We start from the raw sequence: 26,214 nt of genomic DNA on the forward strand, positions 1-26,214 counted from the left end.
AATGAGTATGTTACCTTTAACCTTTATGCTGCCGCTGATTGGCTTTCTGATTCTAGCGACCATGCGTGACCGCTTAAGCGAAAACGCAGCCGCAGTGGTCGGTGTCGGTAGTATGGGTTTGGCTGCTTTGTGTGCCTTGATGGCAGGCAGTGATTTTTTAATGAACCACCCACAAGGCGCTGTCATTAATCAGCCATTGTGGACGTGGATGCAAGTTGGTAGTTTTGCCCCAAAATTTGGTCTCATGCTAGATGGTTTGGGCGTGACCATGATGGGCGTGATTACCGGTGTCGGTTTTTTAATTCATATTTTCGCGTCATGGTATATGCGCGGTGAAACAGGCTACGCAAGATTTTTTAGCTATATGAACCTGTTCGTCGCAAGTATGCTGTTACTTGTGCTTGCTGACAATTTAGTGCTGTTGTACTTAGGTTGGGAAGGCGTTGGTATCTGTTCTTACTTATTGATTGGTTTTTATTATCACGAGCGCGCCAATGGCCGTGCTGCGATGAAAGCCTTTACCGTAACCCGTGTGGGTGATGTGTTCTTAGCCTTTGGCTTATTCTTGTTGTTCCGTGAATTGGGTACGTTAAATATCTCAGATATCAATGCCAATGTATCGCAAATGCTAACGTCGGCAGGTTCAACGGTGACGATTTTTGGTCATAGCTATCCTACCATTAAAGTTGCGGCTGTGATGTTAGTGCTTGGTGCGATGGGTAAATCAGCACAGATTCCGCTGCATTCTTGGCTTGCCGATGCGATGGCAGGTCCTACGCCTGTTTCAGCCTTGATTCATGCGGCAACGATGGTTACCGCAGGTGTGTATTTAATTGCCCGTTTACATCCTGTGTTCTTATTGACCCCTGATGTATTGGCAAGTTGGGTGGGTATCGTTGGGGCAACAACATTGTTGGTTGCTGGTTTCTGTGCGCTGGCACAAACCGATATCAAACGTATCTTAGCTTATTCAACCATGAGTCAAATCGGCTATATGTTCTTGGCATTAGGGGTAGGCGCTTGGCAAGTTGCGATTTTCCACTTGATGACCCATGCGTTCTTTAAAGCTTTATTATTCCTAGGGTCAGGTGCTGTTATTTTGGCTTACCATCATGAGCAAAACATCTTTAAAATGGGTGGCTTGTTTTATAAAAATAAATTCCTATTTGCGGTGTTTGCGATCGGGGGTGGGGCACTTGCTGCGATTCCTTGGATTACGGTGGGTTATTACTCAAAAGATGAAATTATTTGGGAAGCCTTTGCATCCGGTCATATGAATTTATTTTGGATGGCAGTGGTGGGTGCGTTTTTAACCTCGATTTATACGTTTCGTATGATTTGGATTGTGTTCTTTGGTGAAGAAAAAACCCCTATTCACGATCTTAAAGGTTGGACATACTGGCTGCCGCTCGCGGTATTGCTAGTGTTATCAACTGCAGTGGGGGCAATGATTCATCCACCATTAGCAGGCGTATTGCCACAGAGTTTTAGCGTGATTCATCCTGAGGTAGAATCAGGTAAGCACACAGCAGAAATGATTGTGATGGCTGCGATGTTGGCGGGTTTGATTGTGGGTGCTTTCTTGTTTGCCCTAGATAAAGGTCGCATTGTGAGTAAGTTTAACCAAACAGGTTTAGGCCGTGCGCTTAATTACTGGTGCTATCATGGTTTAGGTTTTGATGCGTTGTATGACATTGTATTTGTCAAACCATTCTTATTGATTGGTAAGTTGATTAAAATTGACCCGATTGACCGCACTTGGAATATTTTACCAGCCCTATCGCTGGCAGGTAACCGAGTGGCGACATGGTTCCAATCTGGCTCGATTCGTGGGTATGCTGCAAGCTTCGGTCTTGGCATGGCAGTATTGTTGGTGTTGGTAATGATGATGATAGGGAAGTAACAGTTATGCAAAATAATCTCTTATTACCCGCCTTGATATTTATTCCAATCATTGCAGGTTTTCTGTGCTGGTTGGTTGAAAAAGTTGATGAACGTTTACCTCGTTGGATTGCGTTTCTTGGCATGCTATTAACGTTTTTGATTACGGTAGCTATTTGGCAAAACGGTAACTTTATTGGTTCAGCACAAACCATTGCTGAGGTGACTGCTAAACCGACTTGGTTGGCAGAGTTTCAACTACCTTGGATGCCCTCATTGGGGGTCAGTTTCCATCTAGCGATTGATGGGTTATCCCTGTTAATGGTGAGCCTAACAGCCTTCTTGGGTATGATGGCGGTGGCGTGTTCATGGGGTGAGATTACTCGCCGTGTGGGCTTCTTCCATCTAAATCTACTTTGGAGCTTGGGCGGTGTTATTGGTGTTTTCCTAGCAATCGATATGTTCTTGTTCTTCTTCTTTTGGGAGATGATGTTAGTTCCTATTTATTTCTTGATTGCAATCTGGGGACACAATGCGATTGGCGGTAAAACCAAAGAATATGCCGCAACCAAATTCTTTATTTATACCCAAGCATCGGGTCTGATTATGTTGATTGGTATTTTGATTTTGGTGATGATTCATGCATCAACCACAGGTCAAATAACTTTTAACTATATGGACTTGCTAGGTACAGATCTTGGCAAATGGCAATACCCAATCATGCTGATGTTTTTTATTGGCTTTGCGGTTAAATTACCAATTTTCCCACTGCATGGCTGGTTACCCGATGCGCACGCACAAGCACCGACTGCAGGCTCGGTGGATTTGGCTGGTATTTTGATTAAAACCGCGGCGTATGGTTTATTGCGGTTTGTCCTACCACTATTCCCAGAAGCCAGTGCTCAGTTTGCTCCGATTGCGATTACTTTGGGCGGTATTGGTATTTTCTACGGGGCTTGGCTTGCGTTTATGCAGCAAGATATCAAGCGGTTACTGGCTTATACCAGTATTTCACACATGGGTTTTGTGGTACTTGCGTTGTATGCCGGTACGTTAATTAGTTTCCAAGGCTTGATGATTCAAATGTTGGCACATGGTCTTAGCTCAGCGGCATTATTTATCATGAGCGGTCAGCTTTATGAGCGTCTACATACCCGTGATTTGAGCCAAATGGGTGGTATGTGGGGTCAAATGCGTTATTACCCACCGTTACTTATGTTCTTTGCCGCGGCATTATTAGGTATTCCAGGTACCGGTAACTTTATTGGGGAGTTCTTAATTCTGTTAGGTTCTTTTGCCTCACATCCTGTGGCAGTGGTGTTTGCTACCTTTAGCTTAGTCGTTGCCGGTTTATACGCATTAATTATGATTTATAAAGCATTATTTGGTACGCCAACAGCGACGATTGAGAAAATGTCACCGATGCGTGATATCAATGCGCGTGAAGCGGCAATCTTGTTGGTGCTTGCGTTTGGCTTAGTATGGCTAGGTCTATATCCGCAATCATTCTTAGATACCTCTGATCACAGTATGCACTGGATTAGTCAGGCATATCATGTCCAGCAAGTTGCACCTACTGCTCAAGAGCCATTTGCTCATATGGAGGTAAAATAGATGAATCCTATTATCCCATTTGCTAGCAATGTGCTCATGCCATTGTTTCCAATGATTTTAATTTCAATCACCACGGTGGTGGTGATGATTGCCATCGCCATGAAGCGTTCAAATTTTGTGGCAGGTACCATCAGTGTGATTGGACTTAATGCCGCCTTGTTTGTTGTCCTTATACAATTATTGGGTGGCAATGCTGATAGCATGTTGCATGGTCTGTATGAATTATTTACGCCATCGCAAGGCTTGATTGCTCCCTTATTTGTGGTGGATAGCTTTGCCCAGTTCAATATGGTGATTATTTTAATCAGCTCGCTTGCGTGTTTTACCTTGGCGTATGGTTACATTGGGGGCTATCGCGATAATAAAGAAGAGTTGTATTTGCTACTGCTTATCTCAACATTGGGCGCGTTGTTTATGGTATGCGCTGATAACTTAGCTTCTTTCTTTGTCAGCTTAGAGTTATTGTCGGTACCGCTATATGGTATGTTGGCTTATACTTATGCGCGTGGTAAATCGTTAGAAGCGGGTTTTAAATACCTCATTTTATCGGCGACAGCCTCTGCTACCATGTTGATGGGTATGGCATTAATTTACTCAAACACAGGTACTTTATCCTTCCGTCAAATTGGTATGGCAATCGTGCCCATGTTTCAAAATGGTATCGTTATGCCGATTCTGGTGGTGGGGACTGCATTAATGTTATTTGGTATTGCCTTTAAACTCTCAGCAGTACCATTCCATACTTGGACGCCAGACGTTTACCAAGGTGCGCCTGCGCCTGTGGCGACTTTCTTAGGCAGTGTTTCCAAAGTAGCTATGATGGCGTTAGGGTTACGTTTCTTATTGTCTACGGCGACCTTAGCCTTGCCAGCAATCAATACCTTGATTGTGGTGATTGCCAGTTTATCGATGATTATCGGTAACGTACTGGCGCTTCGTCAGCACAATATAAAACGTCTGTTAGCCTATTCATCTATTGCGCACATCGGCTATGTGTTAGCGATTATCAGCGCCGTAAAAGTTGAATCAGCAGGTTTTGTCAGCCTTTACATGGCAGTGTATGCGTTTACCACCATTGGAGCGTTTGGTGTTGTGACTATCATGTCAAGCCCGTACAAACGTCAGGGTGAAGCAGAGTTGGTTGAAAACTTCCAAGGGATTTTTTGGCAACGTCCTGTGTTAACCGCTGTATTGACTGTGATGCTATTATCATTGGCAGGTATTCCATTGACCGCCGGGTTTATCAGCAAATTCTTTGCGATTTTTGCTACCGTTTCTGCGCAAAGTTGGTGGCTCACTGCCATGATTATCGTGGGTAGTGCAATTAGCTTGTATTACTATCTAAATCTTATGGTCACCTTGTTTAGACGTCCCCAAGAAGTACAGCCGCACGATGCGGTCAATCATTGGGGTATTCAAGCAGGCGGCATCATGGTGTTGTTGGTGACGTTAGCGGTATTGTACTTCGGTATTTTCCCCGAAACATTATCAAAAATTATCACGCTAGTTCGCATATATTAATCCAATTTTAGTACTGCGACATAAAAAAGCGTATCTTAGCTCATTAAGGTACGCTTTTTTGTTTATAATGATGCAAAAAAATGGTCAAGATAATATGTCAGATGATAAAAGTATTCGCGTTAAAGTGATTGAAGTGACCCGTTGGGCGCCCACCTTGCTAAGTTTCAAAGTCACGCGTCCCGATGGCTTTAAATTTACCGCAGGGCAATTTGTTAGGCTCGGTATCCATGGCGAAGATTTGCAATATTTTGCACAAAACCATGAGACCAAGTTAATAACTTCTGCGACACAAGATGAAGAGGAGCAAGGTTATGAGGCGCAAGGTCAGCCCATTGACCTTGATGGCTATGTGTTTCGCGCCTATTCCGTCGCATCTTCGCCCTATGATGAATTTATTGAATTTTTCTCGGTGGTCATTCCTGAGGGAGAATTTACCAGTAAGGTTAATCATATCCAAGTGGGCGATAGTTTATTGCTCAATACCACACCATTTGGCTATTTGACCTTAGCCCGCTACCAGTTACCCCTGCCCAATGATTTGTGGTTACTGGCAACAGGCACGGGTTTAGCACCATTTTTATCGATTTTAAAGACCATTGATGTATGGCAGCAATATCAGCGCATTATTTTGGTGTACAGCGCACGCACCTCGCAAGAGCTTGCTTATCAAGCGGAGATTGGCTCAATTAAGTCAATCTATGGCGATAATGGGGCAGCGTTTGTATTTTTGCCTATTGTCACGCGGGAAGCGGATTATACGGGGGAAAAAGCGCGAGTTCCCAATCTGATATTGTCGGGCAAGTTAACTCAGTTGGTAGGGCAAAAACTGGATAAAGAGCGCAGTCATGTGATGTTGTGTGGTAATCCGCAAATGGTCGAAGATACCAAAGAAGCCTTAAAATCGATTGGATTGACCATGAATCGGCGCGGCGAAGGCAATATCGCCGTTGAAAACTATTGGTAAGCATCTCTTTAACTGGCAAAGTACAATCGGTTAAAAAATTGGTGAAACAAAAGCGGTAAAGGATGAGGGTTGATACCCGTGAAAAAATACTAAGCCGCTTTTGTTGCGTTATTGGTAACTGCAGGATTATCCGCTTCGGTAATCAATTGGTCACTACTACCGATATTGAGAATTTCACCGACGTTGGCATTGGCTCTCAGCAGTAGTTGCTGTTCAGCAAGATAGCCATGATTCACCTGCACCTTGCGCAGCGTTGCCATGATTTTTTCGTTTTTCTTCAGCCAGCGACCAATATCGAGATACAAGATATCATCTTTTTGGTGCACCAAATTGATTTTCTCCAAAATCATGCCGAGCGGGTCTTTCTTTAACACCCGTTTAAAAAACCAAAGCGCCGCATGAATTGCTTTTGATTTAACATAGGAATCTGAATACAAGGCAATGACATCAGTGTCAGTCAATTGCTGAAATACCAAGCGCTGGCGATAACGGTCAAATTGGGCATGTACCACACCTAAATTGACAGCAAGGTCAGCGAAAATGCCATTATAGTTAATCGTTGCATACAGTCGAAGCCAGCCTTCATGAATCTCTAGATGCATACTCAATATCGCTTTGACTTTTTCAACCACAAATTTTTGAATGGCATCGTTTAGCTGTTTTTCGGTGGCGGGCACGATAAACTCTTGACCGGCAAAATCCTCAATTTTTTCATACCACGTTTGTGATTTTTGTATCAGTTCACGTGCGATTTCTTCAGAATGGGTGGCAAAAAATTCATCCAGTTGCGTTTTGCTCGTTATCACTATCGTTTCTCAGTTTTTTTATATTTGTATTGAAAGCTATTATTGTAGTCAGTTTTTGGGCATTGTAAAGTTGCTAATCATAAAGTCACTGACCCGTCTACAAAAAATCTTGTACCAGTAATTGGTAAACATTGATTGCTAACAGCTAATCGCTCACCACTCATTGCTAATGGTGTATGAATTTAGCTTCAGCCAAGGTTTGATTTAATCTATACTATCTGCGCGTTATAATACATGAGTGATTTGTATTTTTTTAGCAAGGTTGTAGTGATCGTGTCCTAATCGTTCAAAGGGTTACATTTTGGTGTATAGCAAAGACAGTCACAGTTATCTTTTTCAAAAGTTAATGCCACATACTACGGCTTGCAAAGACAGCGTCATGCTATTTGCTACCATTATGGCGGTGGCAATTCATGCGGCTGTTATTTTTGGTATCCAATTTGAAGATAAAAGCTCACCAACCGCAGCGGTGCAAGAAGTCACCACGGTGTTGACCGAAAATCTACAAAAGAATGAAAAAGCCGATTTTATCGCCAATGCCGGCCAGCAAGGTGGCGGTGAGTCCAACGAAAAGCTACGGCTTGAAAACAATACCATGAGTCCCTTAGAAGACGAAGCAATCAATGAAACTGATGATATCGTGAGTCAAGAACGCCAAACGCGCCAACAAGCGTTTCAAGAAAGTTATTTACGTACCACGTTAAGCTTTGAAAAAATCCGCAGAGAAAATAATAATAAAAAACAAGACGATAGCGAAAATCTAGCCGCGCAAGAACAACGGATACAGGCACAAATTGCCACCCTTGAAACTAAAATCAGCAGTAACCGCCAATTACTAGCCAAAAAATCTGCGGTCAAAACTATCAGCAGCAACTCCACCACCACGGGTGAAGCCGCGCGCTATATCGAGAATTTTCGCCAACAAGCCTATCATATTGGCAACCAGCAATATCCCCAAGAAGCCCGCGCCAAAGGCATCAAAGGCGATGTCATGCTGATGGTGATTATTGAGCCTAACGGGCAAGTCAAATCCATCAAGGTTTTACAGTCATCAGGTGCTACCATCTTGGATGAAGCAGCAAAAAATTCGGTGCGTAAAGCCGCGCCATTTGGTAAATTCTCAAAGGAAATGCAAGATTATTTGGAGCTGCGTATTATCCGTACCTGGCGATTTGGTGATACCTTAACCGTTGATGACCAAAACCCCGCAATTTAACTTTTCACTAACTATGCTAAAGGCTGTCCTATGTCAACCGTACTACACAAAGAATTGGCGCTATTTGACCTCGATAACACCCTCATTGATACCGATAGTGATTATATGTGGGGCGAGTTTTTGGTCAAACATCATCTGGTAGAAGAAGCGCTGTATCGTGCTAAAAATCGGGAGTTTTATGAGCACTATATCGCAGGGACGCTCGATGCAGTCGTCTATAATGAGTTTGTGGCAGGCTTTTTAAAACAGCATACCTTAGCCCAATTACACGAATGGCGTGAACAATATTTGCAAGAAGAAATTGCGCCAAAAGTGCGTCCAAAAGCGGTTAACGCTATCCAATCACATTTACAAGCAGGGCACGATGTAGTAGTGATTTCTGCCACCAATGCCTTTGTGGTCAAAGCGATTGCTAACAAATTATTTTTGGTAGAGGAAGATAATATTTTAGCCACTGAGCTTGAAGTCACCGAGCAGGGGTACACGGGTAAGGTCGCAGGGCAGCCAAACTTTAAAGAAGGCAAAATCATTCATTTAAAAAATTGGATTGCTCAAAAAAATGCGCAAGGTATTACTTATACCAAAACTTATGCTTATTCGGATTCAAAAAATGATTTGCCGCTACTAGAATGGGCAGATGTAGCGATTGCGGTATGCCCCGATGATACCCTACACGCGCATGCCTTAGCGCATCATTGGGCAGTGGAAGATTGGTCGATAAAAGCACAGGCGGAGTAGGCAACAGCTAAGATGAATCCAGTGACAGATTCAGGTATAATAGCGCATTTTTCATAGTAACACGTTAAGGTAACCTCGCATGGAAATCAACCCGTATTTAGAGCATATCAAAGACTTAACTGACCGTGGCAACCAGCTTCGGGGGTATCTTTGACATCGAAGCCAAGCAAGAGCGCTTGGAAGAAGTCAATTTAGAGCTTGAAAATCCAGAATTGTGGAACGACCCAGAGCGTGCCACCAAAATCAGTAAAGAAAAATCGCAGCTTGATAATGTCATTGGCGTGATTACCGCTTTAGATGACAAGTTAGAAGACGCCAAAGCCATGATTGACTTAGCGGTGGAAGCCGATGATGCAACGCTATTGGCAGACGTACAAGCGGAACTCGATGAGGCCGAAGCCAAAGTCGCAGATTTAGAGTTTAAACGTATGTTTAGCGGTGAGATGGATGGCAACAACTGCTATGTTGATATCCAGTCAGGCTCAGGCGGTACCGAAGCACAGGACTGGGCAGAGATGCTGCTGCGGATGTATTTGCGCTGGTGTGAATCACATGGCTTTAAAGCCGAAATCATGGAACTATCAGCAGGTGGTGTTGCAGGGATTAAAAGCGCATCGATTCATGTCAAAGGTGACTATGCGTTTGGTTGGTTACGTACCGAAATCGGTGTGCATCGTTTGGTGAGAAAATCACCGTTTGATAGCAACAACGGTCGCCACACGTCGTTTGCGGCGGTGTTTGTATCGCCTGAAATCGATGATAATATCGAGATTGATATCAACCCTGCCGATTTACGCATCGATACTTATCGCTCAAGCGGTGCAGGCGGTCAGCACGTTAATACCACCGACTCTGCGGTACGTATCACCCACCAACCAACAGGGATTGTGGTGGCGTGTCAAAATGAACGTAGCCAGCATGCCAACAAAGACACGGCAATGAAAATGTTACGTGCCAAACTGTACGAGCGTGAAATGATGCAGCGTATGGAAAAGCAACAAGCGCTAGAAGAAACCAAATCGGATATCGGTTGGGGTAGTCAAATTCGCTCGTATGTGCTCGATGACTCGCGGATTAAGGATTTGCGTACAGGGGTGGAAACGTCCAATACCCAAGCGGTGCTAGATGGCGACCTTGATAAATTTATCGAAGCGAGCCTAAAAGCAGGGCTTTGATTTAACTGCATTGGCCACAATAACCCATTGCTAATTTATCCGCACTTGCTAAAATTAGAGGGTCAATTTTTTAGTTGACACTCTTTTTTTTTCATAAGGATTTGATATGCTGTACCAATGGCAAGACAAAACACCCACTTATCAGGCACCCTTCACAGGCTGGGTCGCAGACTCGGCTGAAATCATCGGCGATGTACATTTAGCTGATAATGTCAGTGTATGGTTTGGCGCGGTGATACGCGCAGATAATGCGCCGATTTATTTGGGCAAAAATAGTAATGTGCAAGAAAACAGTGTGATACACACCGATGAAGGTATTGCTGTCACCATTGGCGAAGGCGTGACGATTGGGCATTTGGCGATGCTACACGGCTGCACCGTTGGTGATAATAGCTTGATTGGTATCGGTGCGATTGTGCTCAATAATGCCCAAATCGGCAAAAACTGCATCATCGGTGCCAATGCGCTTGTCACCGAAAATATGCAAATCCCAGATAATTCCATCGTGATGGGAAGCCCAGCTAAAGTTGTCAAAACGTTACCAAAAGAGCGCGAAGTGATGCTTCAGCTATCCGCATTACATTATGTTGAAAAAGCAAATGCCTTTAAAACGGGACTTAAACCCATAGCGATTGAGTATTAAGTTTTTTGCGTATTAAGTTGTTATAAAGTAATTCAAAAAAAATTTGACCAAAAAAAAGGATAGTCAATTTACTATCCTTTTTTATGCAATACATGATTAAGCAATACGTTGTCTTAACGCTGCCGCACGTTCTAGCAATGCCGGGTTGTCGCTATCTTTGATTTCATCAAGCAAGCGTTTGGCACTGTCATATTCCCCTAAATTCAAATACTGTTCTGCTAAATCTACGTTTAGCGTATCCGTGTCGATATCCTTAATCACATCGAGAATCGCTGATAAATCTTCAACAACTGGCGCAGTCTTTAGGCTTGCCTTATCTGCAATCGATGTCGTTTCAGGACTAGCGATTGGGGTGGTAGTTGTTTGTGTATTTGCTAGAGTAGCTGCCTGAGTAGTTGAGTCATCAAAAGACAAATCAAACATGTCATCTGAGATGAGTAGCGAATCAGATGGGTTAGGGGCTTTGACTTCAGGAGCGCTGACTTCTGCCAAGTCAACGACAGGCTCAGCGACCGATGGGGTAGCAGGCTTGGCTAGTGAAGCCGCTTCTGCTTGGCGTAGTAATTCATCATCCAAAGCAAACGATGCAATATCTGTGGCTTCATCACTGGCAACCGGTACAGAAGTCACCGCATCAGAAGTTAGATTGCTAGATGCTTTAATATCTGACGCGTCAAGGTTTAAAGCTGGTTCTGCAGTAACATCATTGGTTGGGGTAACTGCTGGCTCAACGTTCAACTCAAAGTCGAAATCAAAATCATCTGCGAGCTTCTCAGCGCTCGGTGCAGCCGATGTAGTCGCCATCGGTTCTACAGCAGTAGCGGCAGTCGTTGACGGAATATTTGGTAAACTAAAGTCAAAATCAAAATCGCTGTCGCTAATAGCATTGTTATTGTTATTGACGTTACTTGCTGACGCGGTTGTAACAGGTTCATCTATCGGCGCAAAAATTTCGGTAGGTGATTCTAGGGCAGGGGCAGCGACAGTCGCAGCGGTCGCGGGCTCTTTGCTAGGTGGATCAAAATCAAAATCGTCAAAAGTGAACTCATTTGATTGTGATTGCGCCGCTGTAGTTTCAGTGGTAGGCTCAGTTGCAGTGGGGAGAGGGGCTATTTTGGTTTCAGGTACATCGAGTGCAAAGTCAAAATCTAACTCGTTATCGGCTTTGCTGCTAATACCATCAACTGGGTTTGCTGGCTGTGCCACTTGAGTGACGGTCGGCCTGACAACATGTAAGGTGCTGTTGATGGCTGGTTTATCACTGTCTTGTTTAAACCCTGGCAAATCAAAATCAAGTCCATCAGGTTCAACCGCTTCAGCGGTATGGGTCATCGCTGTGCTGCGTGCATTTATCGATTGTTCTTCATCTACCAGCGTTTTTAGGTTATTGGCTTGGGCGTTGAGATTGAGGGTTTGAGCAGCCTGCAAAGTCGATTGCGGCAGGTTAGGCGCAGCATAGGGGCTTGGTTGCTGTGATTGACGTTGCAGTTCTAGTTCGCGTTGCTGCTCAGCCAACGTTTTTGGACGTTTGACTTGGGTCTGAGTATCAACTGTCGTCTGGTTTTTACCTTTTTTCATCAAGAAAACGCCAGCAATAACTACCAAAATCACCACTGCTGCGATACCTATCATTATCGGATCCATCTTTCACCTCATCGTTACGGTAGATAGTGATCATTAGGGCATAGCAAGATATAAGCTACCGCTTTATGCGACTAATGAATCACCACAAATTTGTTGTACGGTATGAAATGACACAGCACACAGGCAATATCATCCACGCGCTATATTATTTTTTGTTTAACTCTTTTAAGCGTTTTTCTAATTGGGCAAGCTTGGTGTTTTGTATTTTCAAGCGATTTTCCGCGCCCACTAAGTCTTGATTGAGTTTGTTAACTTTAGTAGCTTGCTGGGCGGTGGCTTGGCGTTTTTGCTGCACTTGAGCCGCTACTTGCGATGACATCCCTTTGCCTACCTTGTTCTTGGTACTCTGACCTTGTACTGAACCATTGGTATGATTAGGTGCGATGATGGTCATTTCAGATTTTTTAGTCGCTGCGTATGGCCGCGGTGTTTTTTGTGCTTTACGTGTCTTTTTCGTCGTTTTTAGGGTGGCTGGTTGTTTGGCAGCAGATTTTGGTGCGATGACAGACTTTTTGCTTGCGACACGTCTTTTGTTTTGACGATATTGTTGTCGCGCTTTATTGGCTGATTTTATCCCAATTTGTGAAGGGACTACTTTGTATTTTGGGATTTGTAATTGGGTATTGGCGACAAGTTTGGTTGGGTCATTATCGGGGAACGCGGTCGGGTTGGCTGCCATGATATCTGCCATCACTTGATCCACATCTTTGCGGTTTGCCGCTGCGATATTACTGGCGATGGTCCAAAGGTTGTCATTGCGCTGTAGTGTATAAGTGGTTGTCTCGCCAATGATTTGCGGGTTTTTGGCGCTATACTTGGACTTAGATTTGTCTAAAGGTTGATTGCCATAACCAGCTGCTGGCCTTGGCATTTGATTATCAGCGGCGTTTGTTTGGAGGGGGTTTTGCGTTTGTGGCACGGCTGGGGTATAGACAGTGCCATTTGGCTGAACAGATCGAACCGTTCGCGTCTCTTGAATACGCAGGTAGTCACTGTTTTCGCTAGCTTGCGTCACTGGGGCGGCGCCAGCGGGCATACCAGTCGTAGGTAAATTAGGCAGCTGATTGATGGTGGTTGATGGCAACGTTATCGGCTGCATGGGCATAGGGTCGGGCGACATAACAGGCAACTGCATAGGATTGGCCGAACCTATGACGATGTTTTGCGCAGGTGATTGCAAAGCCGTGGTATTGGCTTGCGTGGTAATTTTTTGTGCGCTGTCGATGGGCATCAACAAGGTTTTTGGCAGCGTTTTGGTCACGCCATTTTCCGTGATATTGAGCACCACATCGGTAAATGGGGCATTAATCGCACGTTTGGTGGTCAATATAATCTGACCGCCATTGCTACTGGTTTGGACAAATTTGATTTGAATATCGGCATCTTTTGACAAGCCTAGCTGGCGATACACATCAGCTTGGGCGACTGTGACAGAGAAAGTCCTTGGGTTGATATCACTGACATTAATACTGGCGTTTAAAGGTTGGTTTTGTTGGGTTTGTACATAAGTATCGCCAATATTGACGGCATAAGCGACAATGGGAAGCGATAAGGGAAAACCCAATACCAAGTGTACAGAGTATTTTTGCCAAGACATAAAAATCCTTGCTGAAGGTATCATAGCCTAGTTAGGGGTGTTAAAAAATGCCTACTTGTGTGGTCGCATGGTAGTCAATACACCGACAGGCAATATTCAAAAAATCAAATTAATGGATAATCCAACAACTTAACAAAAGTTTCAGTCAAATTATCTAATCAACTTTACACTTTTTGTCCAAAACTCTCAATAGCCTGACTCGCTTATTACTGGCATAAAGCTTGGGATAAAGCCCGCTGCTGATATCACTTTATGGGTGGATTGATACGTGGATTGATGCTTAGATAATGACACTGTACTATCAATACCCTGATAACGGCAATCCCTGTTTACTGACCATGGTGTTTTTTAGAGGTAAATAACGGATTAACACTATCAGGTTTATCTACTCAGGCATAAAAAAACACGCCCTAGTCAGCGTGTTTTTTTATAAAACCTTGGATTTATAATTGATTGCGGATAATCGCAAGTGTGCGGCGTAATGGCTCTGCCGCGCCCCATAACAACTGATCACCCACGGTAAAGGCAGATAAATACTCACCACCTAGATTCATCTTACGAAGACGACCTACGGCAACTTTAAGGGTGCCAGTGACCGCCACTGGGGTTAACCGCTCAACGCTTGCTGCTTTGTCATTTTCTACCACATCTAGCCACTCATTGCCGCTGTTACGAAGCGCAGCTTCAATTTCTTCTAGCGGGATGTCTTTTTTTAGTTTGATGGTCAAGCCTTGTGAGTGACAACGCATGGCACCGATACGCACGCAGATACCATCAATCGGCACAATGTTGGCATTGGTCTTGTCTGCATCATTGCCTAAGATTTTGTTGGTTTCAACACAGCCTTTCCACTCTTCTTTTGATTGACCGTTTTCTAGTTGTACATCAATGTAAGGAATTAAGCTACCCGCAAGCGGCGCACCAAAGTATTGTTTTGGGAATTCGCTGCTACGTTGTAATTCGGCTACTTTACGGTCAATCTCTAAAATTGCGCCTGCCGGGTTATTGAGTTCGTCTGCAACGCCATCATGGATGTAGCCCATGCCTTTGATAAGCTCACGCATATTGTTGGCGCCCGCACCACTCGCTGCTTGGTAAGTCATCGCAGATACCCATTCAACCCAATCGCGTTTGAACAACTCGCCAATCGCCATCAACATCAAAGATACCGTACAGTTACCACCGATAAAGTCTTTTTGACCATTTTTGATAGCGTCGTCAATGACATTGCGGTTGACTGGGTCTAGGACGATGATGCTATTGTCAGTCATACGTAGGGTGCTTGCTGCATCAATCCAGTAACCGGTCCAGCCTTTATCACGTAGCGGTTGATGGACTTCTTTAGTATAGTCACCGCCTTGACAAGTAATAATGGCATCACAAGCCGCTAAAGCCGCTAAGTCATGCGCATCTTCAAGCTTGCTAGGGGCAATGCCATTTGGGGTAGGGGCATCGCCACCGGCATTACTGGTAGAGAAAAACACGGGGGTAATCCCTTCAAAGTCGTTTTCATCTATCATACGTTGCATTAATACCGAACCGACCATTCCACGCCATCCGACCAAACCTACGCGTAGCTGACTCATGATAACCCTTCCTTACTGTAAACAAAATAAAATAAATAGTGCAGAAAATCCACATTGATTTTTCAATTAGTAACCTGCTACCTTGCCTGTATTTGTCATGTTTTGCAAGTGAATTTTTTTTTACATGGGGCATCTATTTAGCTATAGATGGTAGGCTGATAGCGATGTCACGGTGAAAAATAGCGTTTGGCAACACAACTGCAATTTATCAGCCTTATTTTTGCGGCTACTATATCGCCATGCTATTGATAACAAGCTAATATTGACCAACGTGAACCGCAATATAACATGAAAGGATAGACAATGACGCTGTTGTTACAGTTGCTAGCAGGTTTTGTGGTTTTTGCAACTTTTTGGGCAACCATCCCTAGGTTTGAATGGTGGTTTAGGGTTGCTGATTTTCCCAGAAATCAATTGATTTTTTTGGGGGTGGTGGCGCTCATTGGCTTACTTTGGCTGGGCGCTTTTGACAGTCGTTGGCAGATGGGATTGATTTTACTGCTAATTATTGCACTGGCTATGCAAGCGTACATGGTGTTGCCTTATACGTTTTTGTGGAAGAAACAAGTGCAAACGGCAAAGCCAAAATCACGCGATTATCAAGTGAAATTGTTGGTTGCCAATGTGTTGACGACCAATCCAAATAAACAAGCTTTGATTGACCTTATCCATACCCATCAACCCGATATTGTATTGACCCTCGAAACTGACCAAGTGTGGCAAGACGCTTTAAGCGCCATTGAGGCTGACTATCCATTTAACGTCAAAGTACCACTCGATAACTTATATGGTATGCATTTGTACTCAAAGCTTGAGCTTATCAATCCCCAAGTAAAATATCTGGTGGTTGATGATATTCCATCGATTCATACCCAAGTTCGCCTAGCCATGGGCAAGGTTGTTTGGCTATACTGCTTGCACCCCATGCCACCGAGTCCAACCGAAGCGGATAAATCGGTGACACGGGATGCTGAGCTGTTAATGGTAGGCAAACACATCAACGCCAACGATTTAACGGTGATTGTTGCAGGTGATCTCAACGATGTGGCGTGGTCGCATACCACACGCATGTTCCAGCGTATCTCAGGGCTACTAGACCCTCGCATTGGGCGAAAATTCATTAATACCTTTCACGCCAGTTACCCATTTTTGCGCTGGGCGCTTGACCATGTTTTTCACAGCAATCACTTTACGCTAGTATCGATGGCGCGTATGCCGAACATTGGCTCCGACCATTTCCCCGTGCTGACTACTTTACAATATGAGCCTGAAGTCATGGATGAGCAGCCTGAACCTTTGCCAAGCATCGCCGATCTCCAAGAGGCAAAAGAAACCATCAAAGAAGGCATCAAAGAAGGCGAAAAGCTATCGGAAGCTCAAAGTGATAGCGCTAATGATGCTAGCAAATTATTGAAAGGCGCATTAGAAACCTAGCAGCGGGCAAGCTAAAACTGCATGTAAGCATTTGCTTACAACAGATTCCGCCTTTTGCGGCTAGTAACCAACCGTGCAACAAACTACAATGAACTCATCAACACAAGGATGATACCAAGGAATGGTAGTGTTGAGACGCTCAGGATGAGTAATATCATGGAAAGCCAATAATAATAACATAGTTGACATGAAGTGCCCTAAAACCCAAGTCTATTGCCCTAAGACTTGGGTTTTATCTTTTTTGTTACTTATCAATCATAATCTAGCATAGTCTAGTTAATTTTTTTTGACTACTTAAATGTAAATTCTGCAAGGCTTGTGGCAGATTTATTTTCACGGGCAGCAAATAGTCGCTGTCAATAGTCCTAGTCACCAAATATTAGCCACCAAATAATAGCCACCAAGTAATAGTCACCAAATAGTCGAAGTTTTTTAAAATAATCTTTGCTAAAATATCCGCACTTTTTAATCAAAGCTGACGGACAATGATGATGAACCAGTCTGAAATTCTTGAAGACTCACCTAAACAAGCCCCTAATAAATTTGCCCATCCCAACAATGATAGCCAATTTTTGATTGCCCCTTCGATTTTGTCGGCAGATTTTGCCCGTCTGGGCGAGGAGGTCGAGAAGGTTATCGCCGCAGGTGCGGATGTGGTGCATTTTGACGTGATGGACAATCATTATGTCCCAAATTTGACTTTTGGTAGCATGATTTGTCAGGCGCTGCGTGATTATGGGGTAACTGCGCCGATAGATGTGCATTTGATGGTGTCACCGGTTGATAGTATGATTGAGCAGTTCTTAAAGGCGGGCGCTAGAATCATTACCTTTCACCCAGAAGCCACGCAACATGTCGATCGCTCGTTACAACTCATCAAAGATGGGGGCGCTGACTGTGGATTGGTGCTGAATCCTGCCACGCCGCTACACTATCTCGACTATGTGATGGATAAAGTCGACCAAATTTTATTGATGAGTGTTAACCCAGGGTTTGGTGGGCAAGCATTTATTGATGGCACCCTCAAAAAAATTGAAGCGGTGCGCGAAATGATTAGGCTATCGGGTCGCAATATTCGTCTTGAAGTCGATGGCGGTATCAAAGCCAGTAATATTCGTGCGGTTGCCGAAGCAGGGGCTGATATGTTTGTCGCAGGTTCAGCGATATTTAATCAACCTGATTATCGCCAAGCGATTGACGCGATGCGTGCCGAACTGGCTTTGGTCGGTAGCGTGCCAGCGTAAATGCTCCACAAGCAATGATACACAAGGAAATTGGTATGGACGTTCAATCCCCGTCTTTAGTACCCAAAGGTCTGACAATTGGGCTGGCAATATTTGCGGTGTTGCTAGGGTTGGCAGGTTTTGGGTTTAGGTTGATGTTTGGCGATAGTTTATCATCAATGCTGCCCTCACTGGTAAGTACCATTGCTATTTTTTGGCTAGGTATTCCACTGGCTTTTGTCGTGGGCTCAAAGGTGTTAAATCGCTACTCAGGGCGTGCACCGATTCAAAATCGCAATGCGTTAACCTTGGGTTTGTTATTTAGCTGTGTGGCGATGCTATGGATGATGGCGGCATATTCGTAACGTTTCGCTCGGTGAGTCGGTACCCATCAAGACATTGAGATTAACGCCACAAATTGATGCTAGACATTGACGCTACACATAACACCAATCCTCAGTAATTATTTAGGAATTTATTGAATGGCATTGCCACATTATACTAAGCAAGAATTATCGATTTATCCCAGCAATCTTCCAAAAGGCTTAATCAACACACTGATAGTTGCTTGCTTGCTGTTAGGGTTGGCGGCTTTACGCAGTAGCAAGGGAATGCAAGGCTGGCTCAATGTCATCGAAAATTGGGTGTTTATGTTATTGTGGATTCCGCTTGCCGTCACCCTTTGCGCATTACCTTTTAAGTTACGGGATGACAGCTTTGAACTTAAACTGGCGTATTATCTCGGCATGTTTGTGGCATTCTTATTTGAAATTAATAAACTTCGCTATTGGCATACCATGTAAACATGACGATTTAGGGTAACAGTTAATATCTAAAAGTAATAGCTAAAAGTTCTGCGCAATACTTTTTTTGACCGATGAATTTTTAGGCTTAGCCAACGCTAACATGCTTGAATTTTTAAACAGTTGCAATCATAGTAATGCTATATTTGCTTTTTATAGGCAGGCTGTTATTGATAGATAAGCTGTTAGGGCGTATAGATGAATATTTTGCTCGGTATATTGCTGGCTGTGTTGACCGTATTGATAAGCTTTTTGGTGTATCGATGGATAAGGCTGGCTTGGTATAAATTACATGACATGGCAGGTATTGAGGTCGGTATGTCTCAATATTCTGTGCCGCCCACAGCATCGCCGGCAAAACCAGAAACCATGCGTTTGGCGTACCAATCAAACCTGCTAATTCCCAATACCTTCGGTAGTGATAGCCGTTTTGACTTAATGCCACGTGCTAGCAAACATGCAAGCAATAAAAAATGGTTTAAAGCAAAAAATCAACAACCGCGATTATCTTCACCTTCGATTTTAGGTATTGATGGCGCGTCAATTGAACGTATGCCAACCGCTGCCGTGATGCTGCTTGATACTATCCATGACAAACTCATTCGTTATCAGGAGTGGCAACGTGACCAAAGCCAGTCAGCCAATCAACCAGACCACCCGCAAACCCAATGGTTGACTGAAAATAAGTTTGTGGTCAATCGCTTAATTGGGCAGACGATTCCTGAAGCAGTACGCCAGTATGACCAAATTGCCAAATATCATCCCAGTCAGCTCAATCAAAAAATTCAGGAGGAGATGACCGCAGGCGAGATGCTCATTGAGGTATTGGCTCGGGTCAATCTGCAATTAGATGAATTGCTCAATGAGATGTTTCATGAAGTCAGCCAGCAATTTGCGTCAACTTACCGCTATGTCAAAAATCGCACGTAGTCGATGGTAGATTATCATTGGTAGATTAACATAAAAAAAGCGTATCAGTTTGATACGCTTTTTTTATAAGTTTCTTTTTTGTGAGTTTTATAGCGGTTAGCTGCTTCTTTTTTCTTTATCGCGGCGTAAGTGATGACCTCCACGGCGCGCTTTTAACGGTTTTTTCTCAAAGCGTTCTTGACGGCGTTTGGCAATGCCGTAAAGCCCTGTGCCTTGGCGCGGGCGAATGTTGACAAGCCCTGCTAAAGTGTCAATCTCACGCCGATCTAACTCAAGGTAGCGACCCGTGCGAAGTTCCCTTGGGAGACTCACAGAGCCGTAACGGATACGCAGTAATCGGCTTACTTTTAAGCCTTGCGATTCAAATAAGCGGCGTACTTCACGATTGCGACCTTCTTTGAGTTTGACTTGGTACCATTTATTGATACCTTCACCGCCTTTTTCAACGATGTCATCAAACTGTGCCATACCATCTTCTAGCATGACACCACGTTTGAGATTTAAGATAATCTCAGGGGTGACTTCGCCCATCACACGCACCGCATATTCGCGTTCTATTTCATTTGATGGGTGCATCAGACGGTGGGCCAGCTCGCCATCATTGGTAAATAGCAATAAACCTGTTGAGTTGATGTCCAACCGACCCACCATTACCCAGCGGTCATGATTTAGGGGTGGCAGGCGCTCAAACACCGTAGGACGACCTTCTGGGTCATGGGCTGAGCAAATTTCGCCTTCTGGCTTGTAATACATCAATATACGGCGGCGTTTTTCGTTTTCTGCGGTATAGCGTAGCAAACGTCCATCAACTCGGATTTCATCGCCCTGTCCGACACGGTCACCAATGGTAGCGACAGTGCCGTTAACACTGACGCGACCTTCGCGAATCACATCTTCCATTTGGCGGCGCGAACCTAAGCCTAGACGGGCGAGGGCTTTTTGCAGTTTTTCGTCTTTCATTCAATAATCCTTTAATAGGTAGCAACATTTCACAATGTTGTGCTAGCATGAAACTTCATGCTTGTGCCTATTGTAGGACAAGCGATGGTTGAATGCTAGTATAAAGTCATGTGGCTAAATTTTAACCAGTATTTTAACCAAAAAGTTAACATAAATAATGTCACATTGTAAAAATTATTTTACGTTATAATTATCGACATAAGTAAATCAATACAACTACAAGGAATAATAACAATGAAAGGGCAAATAGCCAATTTCTCGCCGCAACATGGTCAAGGTATCATCATGGCGGATGACGGCAAAAATTACCCATTTACTAGCCAACAATGGCAACAAGCCACGGCACCGATGGCAGGACAACAAGTAGAATTTAGTGTTGATGCGCAGGGTTATGCAGTGGCAGTTGTCGGTCTTGCCGCAGGCAATGCTATTAATCTGAACAAACCGATAGATAGCACGATTGCGCCCATCCCTCACGGCTATACAAACACCCCTACAACTGCCAACTATGGTCAAGTTACTCACACAGCGGGCATGAATGCCGTCAATCCAGCATGGGCGATTGAAGAAAATTATGGCTTTTTTGATTGGGTTAAAAAAAGTCTCAGCAATTATGCCAACTTTAAAGGGCGTGCTAGACGTAAAGAATATTGGTATTTTTATTTGGCGTGGGTCATGTTGTATCTGGGTGCGGCAATCATCGATTATATGATTGGTACTGAGGGCATTGTGGCGGGGCTTATTGCTTTGGCGTTGGTGATTCCCAATATTGCAGTAGCTGTTCGCCGTTTACATGATGTTAATAAATCAGGTTGGTGGATGCTGATTGCTTTTATTCCCATTATTGGCGGGATTATGCTGCTGGTGTGGTATTGCACAGATACCAAGCCGAATGTCAACCAGTGGGGCGCCCCTGCTCGCCGCTTGCCTTAATGCATTCTTGATGCAGGGTCTTTAAACAGGTTCTTTAAGAAGCTGCCCAGTCGGCAGCTTTTTTATATCTCAAGCTGTTGCACATCAGGTAGCTTTGGTAAATCTTGCAAGCTTTTAAGCCCAAAGGCGGCTAAAAACGCTGGGGTGGTATGCAGTAGTGCAGGACGTCCCAGCGTATCGCGAAAGCCTTGCTCAATAATCCAGCCCTTATCAAATAGTTGCCGTAAAATATTGCTTGATACAGTCACGCCACGAATTTGCTCAATATCGCCACGCGTTACCGGTTGTTTATAAGCAATCACACTTAACGTCTCTAATAACGCTTGGCTTAGGGTTTCTTGACGCTGGGGAAAAACTTGCTGAATCAGCGGGCTAAAGTCATTGGCGATTTGCAATCGGTAGCCGCTAGCGGTATCCGCTAAGGTTAACGCGCCTTGTGATAGACGCTGCTGCAAGACCGTGAGCGCCATGCTCAGTTGGTTTGGATTAATCGATAGCCAGTGACACAGCTGTTTGGCAGTAATCGGGGTTTCTGAAGCATGTAAAATCGCTTCAATAGATTTGCTATGCTGCTGGGCAAGCTGATGTTGTTGGTTAAAATCGGTCATGACGATGCCCATATCAAGGTTATTTCGCTTACATCGGAAGATTCGTCATCGTCTTGAGCGACAAACTTTAGCATCCGCTGTTTTGCTAATTCCAAAATGGCGACAAAACTCACCACCACACCCAGTTTGCCTTGTGATTTATCTAATATATCGTGGAAAGTGCCTTGACCACGGCTTGCCAACATACGGCTAATACTTGCCATACGCTCTGCCAAAGGCACGATATCGGCTTTGATATGGTGCATTTGGTAATCGGGTTTTAGCTGCATTTTGATTAAACTGTCAGCAAGCATGGAGGCAGGATAGGGTGCAATCTCTTTGGCTAATATATCAGGACTTGGCAAACTGGCATATGCCAAAAACACATCGCGCTCAAGCCGCATTAACGCATCGATACGCTGACTGGCGTGTTTGATTTGGGCGTATTGTTCAAGTCTGTCAATCAGCTGCTTGGTGGGGTTTTTTTCATCTTCTGGCCGTTGCGGGCTTGGTAGTAACAATTCGCTTTTGATAGCAATTAAGGTACTTGCCATCAGCAAATAATCACCTGCCAACTCAAAATGATTGTCATCCAACTCATCAATATAAGTCAGGTATTGCTCGGTAATCGGCAAAATCGCTGTGGTAGTAATATCAAAATTATTTTTTTTGACTAAGTACAACAAAAAATCCAGCGGACCTTCAAACTGCTCTAGCCAAATGGCAAAGGCTTCGGGCGGAATATAGAGGTCTTCGGGTAGACTTTGAACAGGCGTCTCAAAAATTCGAATGGCTAAATTGGTCACTACTGTCGAACCGCCACAAACAATCCTGCCCCAATTGATAGGGTAGAGCACAGATAGTTGCTGTCCTGTTCAAAGGCTGACAAAAACGCTGCTACTTCATCGGCATGAGAAATCACATTATCGACAATCAGCATATCACCAAAGGTCAGCAATCGCTTAAAGTCAGCGACATAGTCACCATAAAACCTACGCTCTGCATCCAAGAAAATCACATCAAAATGGGCGGTTGACTGACGTAAAAAATCCTTCGCATCGACTTGTTGTAGCGTGATATTGTGGTCAAACTGCAATGTACGCAGGTGGTTGCGAGCAGTTAGTAATCGCCACTCATCGATATCAATCGAGGTCAATGTGGCAGTATCCGCGGTATTGGCGCGATTGATTTGGGCTAACGCATAGCCTAGCCATAGCGTAGAATAGCCCGTTGATGTGCCAATTTCTAACATATTTTTAGCCCGCTTACTGATAACCAGACTGGCAAGAAACTCGGCTGAATCAGGCTCAAGGTGGCGATGTCGGTTGAGACGGTTGGGCTGCGCATCATCGAAGGCTTTATCGATTTGATAAAGCCTATCGGTATAGGCTTTAAAGTGGGCAAATGACATGAGTGACTCGTTATTTTTTGAGTTTGGCAAGGGGTTTGATACCAATGGCTTTTCGTACTTTTTCAAGGCGTTTGCGCGCATCACGGCGGGCTTTTTCTGCGCCCATTTGTAGGATTTCTTCCAATTCTTTTGGATTCGCCATCAATTCATTGTAACGAGCACGGAAAGGGGCAATTTCGCTGTTAATTTTTTCAAACAACACTTCTTTGGCATCCCCCCAAGCGATACCTTGCTCAAAACGTTGACGCAGTAGTTGTTGTTCTTCCGCGCTAGCGAATGCACGATAAATCTCAAAAATCGTGGATTCATCGGGATTTTTGGGTTCTTCTGGCAATTGTGAATTGGTGACAATACGCATGATGGCTTTTCGCAGCGCTTTTTCACCGTCTACTTGCGGCTGATTTGATGAAGGGTCGCCAAATAACGGAATGGTATTGCCATAGCTTTTTGACATTTTACGGCCATCAAGCCCAGTCAGTAGCGGCGTGTCATCATCTACCATGGCTTCGGGCAGTACAAAAATCGGTTTTTCTGGGTCACAATAGCGAAAATTAAAGGTACCTGCTATATCACGTGCCATCTCGATATGTTGGATTTGGTCTTTACCCACAGGGACATGGGTGGCATTGAACATCAAAATATCCGCAGCCATTAGCACAGGATAACTAAATAATCCCATCGAAATGCCATAATCAGGGTCAGTGTCTGGCGTTTCACGGTTAGAATCTACAGCGGCTTTGTAGGCGTGCGCACGGTTCATCAAACCTTTAGCACAGTTACAGTTGAGCACCCAAGTTAGCTCTGGAATTTCGATAATGTCCGACTGGCGGTAAAACACCACCCGTTCAGGATCGAGACCACAGGCAAGCCACGTCGCGGCAATCGCTTTGGTCGAGGCATGAATCGCCTCAGGGTCATGGCATTTGATGAGTGCGTGCAAATCCGCCAAGAAAAAATAAGCGTCGCTTTCTCCCGTACTTGCGCCTTGTATAGCCGATTGTATGGCTGGACGAATGGCACCGACGTAGTTGCCAAGATGAGGAATACCACTGGTGGTGATACCGGTTAAAATGCGGCGCGGCGCGGCTGTTTTATCATTCATGTTCAAAATTCCAAACAAAAGCAAAAAAAGTACAAAATAGGCAAAAAAATTGTCCGCTAGTATAGCGGGTTTTGACTACAAATTCATGCCAAAAATTGGCTAAGCCCCATGAGCCACATGACTCGCATGAGCAAAATTAGCGGTAATAGCGGATACCAGTAGGCTGAGTTTTATAGCGCCGATGAAACCACATGTATTGGGTCGGGTCGATACGGATATAATTTTCTAATAGCTGATTGATGCGTTTGGCATCCACTAATTCATCTTCGGTTGGGTAGTTGTCAATGATAGGCGAGAAGATGATGTGATAATGCGGTTTGCGACCTTTTGGCATCTCATCCGGGGTTTCCCGATAAAAATGCAACATCATCACGGCAGGCGGATTGGCTTTATTGCCCAGTTTTGCCATGCGACGTGGTGCAGTCAAAGTGGCAGCGGGTACCCCAAAAAAGTCTGCCATCACGCCTTGTTTTAGCCCAAAATCTTGGTCGGGAGTGATCCATACCACATGGTTGTCTTTGAGATTTTTGGCAAAATGGCGCATATCGCGATGACTGATTTGGTCGCTATAAACCTTGGAGCGAGCATTAAAAATAAACCAATCAAGCAGCGCATTGTTTTGCGGTCGATACACCACATCCAGCGGGGTGAAAATGGTGGTCAGCCGTCCACCCAAATCGAGCAAAGTTGAATGGATACCAAGTAAAATCACCGCTTTACCTTGTGATTGGGCGTTTTTGACATGGTGCAGCCCTGATACAGTGACGCAGCGGGTAAATACATCAGGTCGATACCACGCACATAGGCTCTCAAACACACCCACACCGGCATTGATAAAAATCTTCTCTGCCATCTCTAAACGCTGATCTTCGCTGAGCTCTGGAAATGCCAATGCCAAATTGGTCAAAGTATCGGCTCGGCGGCTTTTAATCAGTCCAAATAACAATTTCCCCAAAAAATGACCGATTTTAAATTGATAGCGCAACGGCAAATAAATCAATGGCAAAATTAGCGCGACCCCAAGCCAAATCCCCCAATATTGCGGCAACAAAAACTGCCACTGAAAAGGCTTACGCGCTGTACGGTTATCTGATTGCAGTTTTTGCAACTCGCTCACCTTTGGCATGCCTTCAAGTGTTACAGTTGACTTATGAAGCAGATTGGCATCGGCATTACTGGCACTATCATTACTGGCAGTATCAACCGGAGGCATTTTAGCTGCTGGGTCAAACATTTGAGGCTTATGATTTTGGGTTGGTTTCATAGGGTATGTTTCATTAAAAAAAGCATAAAAATACATAAAAAATGCAAAAATAAATGCCGTGGCAGTGACTTGGTCGATTAAGTTTGTAAAACTGGTCATAAAATATAGGCTAAAATATACAGGCTTTTAAGCTGATTGGCTCATTATACCAAACAACGATGCAGGCTAAAGCCAGTAAATTT

At 44.2% G+C, this 26,214-nt stretch carries 24 protein-coding genes; 14 read left to right on the forward strand and 10 right to left on the reverse strand.

The features are described 5' to 3' along the window. Window position 1: 1 nt before the first annotated feature. From nuoL to RT143_RS06685, 4 genes are all read left to right on the forward strand, one after another. Window positions 2-1,903 (forward strand): NADH-quinone oxidoreductase subunit L, encoded by a 1,902-nt coding sequence (nuoL, locus tag RT143_RS06670; RefSeq protein ID WP_076774492.1) that lies wholly within the window; start codon window positions 2-4, stop codon window positions 1,901-1,903. A 5-nt stretch (window positions 1,904-1,908) separates the two neighbouring features. Beyond that, window positions 1,909-3,495: an NADH-quinone oxidoreductase subunit M gene (nuoM, locus tag RT143_RS06675; RefSeq protein ID WP_313091996.1), complete on the forward strand. Its 1,587-nt coding sequence runs from the start codon at window positions 1,909-1,911 to the stop codon at window positions 3,493-3,495. Further along, window positions 3,496-5,016 carry an NADH-quinone oxidoreductase subunit N gene (locus RT143_RS06680; protein ID WP_313091998.1) on the forward strand — a complete coding sequence of 507 codons (1,521 nt, stop codon included), beginning with the start codon at window positions 3,496-3,498 and terminating at the stop codon, window positions 5,014-5,016. Window positions 5,017-5,110: 94 nt separating this feature from the next. Then, window positions 5,111-5,980, forward strand: coding sequence for a ferredoxin--NADP reductase (locus RT143_RS06685; protein WP_313091999.1), 870 nt, complete (start codon window positions 5,111-5,113; stop codon window positions 5,978-5,980). An 89-nt stretch (window positions 5,981-6,069) separates the two neighbouring features. Here the strand turns inward: RT143_RS06685 and RT143_RS06690 are convergent, their stop codons facing one another. Then, the gene (locus RT143_RS06690) at window positions 6,070-6,786 is read right to left on the reverse strand and encodes a hypothetical protein (RefSeq protein WP_313092000.1); all 717 of its coding nucleotides are present in this window, start codon (window positions 6,784-6,786) and stop codon (window positions 6,070-6,072) included. Window positions 6,787-7,132: 346 nt separating this feature from the next. On the opposite strand from RT143_RS06690, the gene RT143_RS06695 reads away from it, so the two are divergent. The 4 genes from RT143_RS06695 (at window position 7,133) to RT143_RS06710 (ending at window position 10,558) form a co-directional block, all read left to right on the forward strand. Then, window positions 7,133-8,002 carry an energy transducer TonB gene (locus tag RT143_RS06695; RefSeq protein WP_313092001.1) on the forward strand — a complete coding sequence of 290 codons (870 nt, stop codon included), beginning with the start codon at window positions 7,133-7,135 and terminating at the stop codon, window positions 8,000-8,002. Window positions 8,003-8,032: 30 nt separating this feature from the next. Next, on the forward strand, window positions 8,033-8,740 hold the full coding sequence (locus RT143_RS06700; RefSeq protein ID WP_313092002.1) for an HAD family hydrolase: 708 nt from the start codon (window positions 8,033-8,035) through the stop codon (window positions 8,738-8,740). Window positions 8,741-8,819: 79 nt separating this feature from the next. Further along, window positions 8,820-9,915, forward strand: a protein-coding gene (prfB, locus tag RT143_RS06705) for a peptide chain release factor 2 (protein WP_099807750.1) whose coding sequence is annotated in 2 segments (ribosomal slippage) — window positions 8,820-8,891 and window positions 8,893-9,915 — 1,095 coding nt in all. Because the reading frame shifts where the segments join, the coding sequence is not laid out codon by codon here. A gap of 106 nt (window positions 9,916-10,021) precedes the next feature. Then, complete coding sequence (locus tag RT143_RS06710) at window positions 10,022-10,558, forward strand: gamma carbonic anhydrase family protein (RefSeq protein ID WP_188875434.1); 537 nt, start codon at window positions 10,022-10,024, stop codon at window positions 10,556-10,558. A 96-nt stretch (window positions 10,559-10,654) separates the two neighbouring features. Here RT143_RS06710 and RT143_RS06715 read toward each other — a convergent pair whose 3' ends face one another. From RT143_RS06715 to asd, 3 genes are all read right to left on the reverse strand, one after another. After that, window positions 10,655-12,190 (reverse strand): hypothetical protein, encoded by a 1,536-nt coding sequence (locus RT143_RS06715; RefSeq protein WP_313092004.1) that lies wholly within the window; start codon window positions 12,188-12,190, stop codon window positions 10,655-10,657. Between the two features lie 157 nt (window positions 12,191-12,347). Further along, window positions 12,348-13,799, reverse strand: coding sequence for a type IV pilus assembly protein FimV (locus RT143_RS06720; protein ID WP_313092006.1), 1,452 nt, complete (start codon window positions 13,797-13,799; stop codon window positions 12,348-12,350). Window positions 13,800-14,242: 443 nt separating this feature from the next. Further along, on the reverse strand, window positions 14,243-15,385 hold the full coding sequence (gene asd / locus RT143_RS06725; protein WP_050324081.1) for an aspartate-semialdehyde dehydrogenase: 1,143 nt from the start codon (window positions 15,383-15,385) through the stop codon (window positions 14,243-14,245). 303 nt (window positions 15,386-15,688) lie between these two features. On the opposite strand from asd, the gene RT143_RS06730 reads away from it, so the two are divergent. The 5 genes from RT143_RS06730 to RT143_RS06750 all read left to right on the forward strand — a co-directional run bounded on the left by RT143_RS06730 (window position 15,689) and on the right by RT143_RS06750 (window position 19,775). Continuing rightward, a complete protein-coding gene (locus tag RT143_RS06730) occupies window positions 15,689-16,819 on the forward strand; it encodes an endonuclease/exonuclease/phosphatase family protein (protein WP_313092007.1) in 1,131 nt (376 codons plus the stop codon). Window positions 16,820-17,310: 491 nt separating this feature from the next. After that, the gene (rpe, locus tag RT143_RS06735) at window positions 17,311-18,063 is read left to right on the forward strand and encodes a ribulose-phosphate 3-epimerase (RefSeq protein WP_313092009.1); all 753 of its coding nucleotides are present in this window, start codon (window positions 17,311-17,313) and stop codon (window positions 18,061-18,063) included. Window positions 18,064-18,098: 35 nt separating this feature from the next. Continuing rightward, window positions 18,099-18,407 (forward strand): hypothetical protein, encoded by a 309-nt coding sequence (locus tag RT143_RS06740; protein WP_188875439.1) that lies wholly within the window; start codon window positions 18,099-18,101, stop codon window positions 18,405-18,407. Between the two features lie 117 nt (window positions 18,408-18,524). After that, window positions 18,525-18,845: a hypothetical protein gene (locus RT143_RS06745; protein ID WP_007115494.1), complete on the forward strand. Its 321-nt coding sequence runs from the start codon at window positions 18,525-18,527 to the stop codon at window positions 18,843-18,845. 198 nt (window positions 18,846-19,043) lie between these two features. Continuing rightward, window positions 19,044-19,775, forward strand: a complete 732-nt coding sequence (locus tag RT143_RS06750) for a hypothetical protein (protein ID WP_313092011.1) — start codon at window positions 19,044-19,046, stop codon at window positions 19,773-19,775. A 96-nt stretch (window positions 19,776-19,871) separates the two neighbouring features. On the opposite strand, the gene rluB is transcribed toward RT143_RS06750, so the two are convergent. After that, complete coding sequence (rluB, locus tag RT143_RS06755; protein WP_036591148.1) at window positions 19,872-20,735, reverse strand: 23S rRNA pseudouridine(2605) synthase RluB; 864 nt, start codon at window positions 20,733-20,735, stop codon at window positions 19,872-19,874. A 234-nt stretch (window positions 20,736-20,969) separates the two neighbouring features. Here rluB and RT143_RS06760 point away from each other — a divergent pair, with 234 nt between their 5' ends. Further along, the gene (locus tag RT143_RS06760) at window positions 20,970-21,668 is read left to right on the forward strand and encodes a DUF805 domain-containing protein (protein WP_313092013.1); all 699 of its coding nucleotides are present in this window, start codon (window positions 20,970-20,972) and stop codon (window positions 21,666-21,668) included. 62 nt (window positions 21,669-21,730) lie between these two features. Here the strand turns inward: RT143_RS06760 and scpB are convergent, their stop codons facing one another. The 5 genes from scpB to RT143_RS06785 all read right to left on the reverse strand — a co-directional run bounded on the left by scpB (window position 21,731) and on the right by RT143_RS06785 (window position 25,894). Further along, window positions 21,731-22,276 carry an SMC-Scp complex subunit ScpB gene (gene scpB, locus RT143_RS06765; protein WP_062334329.1) on the reverse strand — a complete coding sequence of 182 codons (546 nt, stop codon included), beginning with the start codon at window positions 22,274-22,276 and terminating at the stop codon, window positions 21,731-21,733. Then, on the reverse strand, window positions 22,273-23,061 hold the full coding sequence (locus RT143_RS06770) for a segregation and condensation protein A (RefSeq protein WP_313092016.1): 789 nt from the start codon (window positions 23,059-23,061) through the stop codon (window positions 22,273-22,275). The genes scpB and RT143_RS06770 overlap by 4 nt, the downstream gene beginning before the upstream one ends. Then, window positions 23,061-23,666 carry an O-methyltransferase gene (locus RT143_RS06775; protein ID WP_313092018.1) on the reverse strand — a complete coding sequence of 202 codons (606 nt, stop codon included), beginning with the start codon at window positions 23,664-23,666 and terminating at the stop codon, window positions 23,061-23,063. Before RT143_RS06775 ends, RT143_RS06770 begins: the two co-directional genes overlap by 1 nt. 10 nt (window positions 23,667-23,676) lie before the next feature. Further along, complete coding sequence (gene trpS, locus RT143_RS06780; protein WP_313092019.1) at window positions 23,677-24,768, reverse strand: tryptophan--tRNA ligase; 1,092 nt, start codon at window positions 24,766-24,768, stop codon at window positions 23,677-23,679. Between the two features lie 136 nt (window positions 24,769-24,904). Next, complete coding sequence (locus RT143_RS06785) at window positions 24,905-25,894, reverse strand: LpxL/LpxP family acyltransferase (protein WP_313092023.1); 990 nt, start codon at window positions 25,892-25,894, stop codon at window positions 24,905-24,907. Window positions 25,895-26,214 lie beyond the last annotated feature (320 nt).

It is taken from the genome of Moraxella sp. CTOTU48268 (genome assembly GCF_032069585.1).
GTDB lineage: Bacteria > Pseudomonadota > Gammaproteobacteria > Pseudomonadales > Moraxellaceae > Faucicola > Faucicola cinerea.

Excerpts from the sequence above, each read along its gene's own strand:
- RT143_RS06685 (WP_313091999.1), top strand. The coding sequence starts at position 5,111 with ATGTCAGATGATAAAAGTATTCGCGTTAAAGTGATTGAAGTGACCCGT.
- rpe (WP_313092009.1), top strand. The coding sequence starts at position 17,311 with ATGAACCAGTCTGAAATTCTTGAAGACTCACCTAAACAAGCCCCTAAT.
- RT143_RS06775 (WP_313092018.1), bottom strand. The coding sequence starts at position 23,666 with ATGTCATTTGCCCACTTTAAAGCCTATACCGATAGGCTTTATCAAATC.
- nuoL (WP_076774492.1), top strand. The coding sequence starts at position 2 with ATGAGTATGTTACCTTTAACCTTTATGCTGCCGCTGATTGGCTTTCTG.
- RT143_RS06720 (WP_313092006.1), bottom strand. The coding sequence starts at position 13,799 with ATGTCTTGGCAAAAATACTCTGTACACTTGGTATTGGGTTTTCCCTTA.
- RT143_RS06760 (WP_313092013.1), top strand. The coding sequence starts at position 20,970 with ATGAAAGGGCAAATAGCCAATTTCTCGCCGCAACATGGTCAAGGTATC.
- rluB (WP_036591148.1), bottom strand. The coding sequence starts at position 20,735 with ATGAAAGACGAAAAACTGCAAAAAGCCCTCGCCCGTCTAGGCTTAGGT.
- RT143_RS06750 (WP_313092011.1), top strand. The coding sequence starts at position 19,044 with ATGAATATTTTGCTCGGTATATTGCTGGCTGTGTTGACCGTATTGATA.
- scpB (WP_062334329.1), bottom strand. The coding sequence starts at position 22,276 with ATGACCGATTTTAACCAACAACATCAGCTTGCCCAGCAGCATAGCAAA.
- RT143_RS06745 (WP_007115494.1), top strand. The coding sequence starts at position 18,525 with ATGGCATTGCCACATTATACTAAGCAAGAATTATCGATTTATCCCAGC.
- RT143_RS06695 (WP_313092001.1), top strand. The coding sequence starts at position 7,133 with ATGCCACATACTACGGCTTGCAAAGACAGCGTCATGCTATTTGCTACC.
- asd (WP_050324081.1), bottom strand. The coding sequence starts at position 15,385 with ATGAGTCAGCTACGCGTAGGTTTGGTCGGATGGCGTGGAATGGTCGGT.
- RT143_RS06730 (WP_313092007.1), top strand. The coding sequence starts at position 15,689 with ATGACGCTGTTGTTACAGTTGCTAGCAGGTTTTGTGGTTTTTGCAACT.
- RT143_RS06680 (WP_313091998.1), top strand. The coding sequence starts at position 3,496 with ATGAATCCTATTATCCCATTTGCTAGCAATGTGCTCATGCCATTGTTT.
- RT143_RS06785 (WP_313092023.1), bottom strand. The coding sequence starts at position 25,894 with ATGCCAAAGGTGAGCGAGTTGCAAAAACTGCAATCAGATAACCGTACA.
- RT143_RS06710 (WP_188875434.1), top strand. The coding sequence starts at position 10,022 with ATGCTGTACCAATGGCAAGACAAAACACCCACTTATCAGGCACCCTTC.
- nuoM (WP_313091996.1), top strand. The coding sequence starts at position 1,909 with ATGCAAAATAATCTCTTATTACCCGCCTTGATATTTATTCCAATCATT.
- trpS (WP_313092019.1), bottom strand. The coding sequence starts at position 24,768 with ATGAATGATAAAACAGCCGCGCCGCGCCGCATTTTAACCGGTATCACC.
- RT143_RS06740 (WP_188875439.1), top strand. The coding sequence starts at position 18,099 with ATGGACGTTCAATCCCCGTCTTTAGTACCCAAAGGTCTGACAATTGGG.
- RT143_RS06700 (WP_313092002.1), top strand. The coding sequence starts at position 8,033 with ATGTCAACCGTACTACACAAAGAATTGGCGCTATTTGACCTCGATAAC.
- RT143_RS06715 (WP_313092004.1), bottom strand. The coding sequence starts at position 12,190 with ATGATAGGTATCGCAGCAGTGGTGATTTTGGTAGTTATTGCTGGCGTT.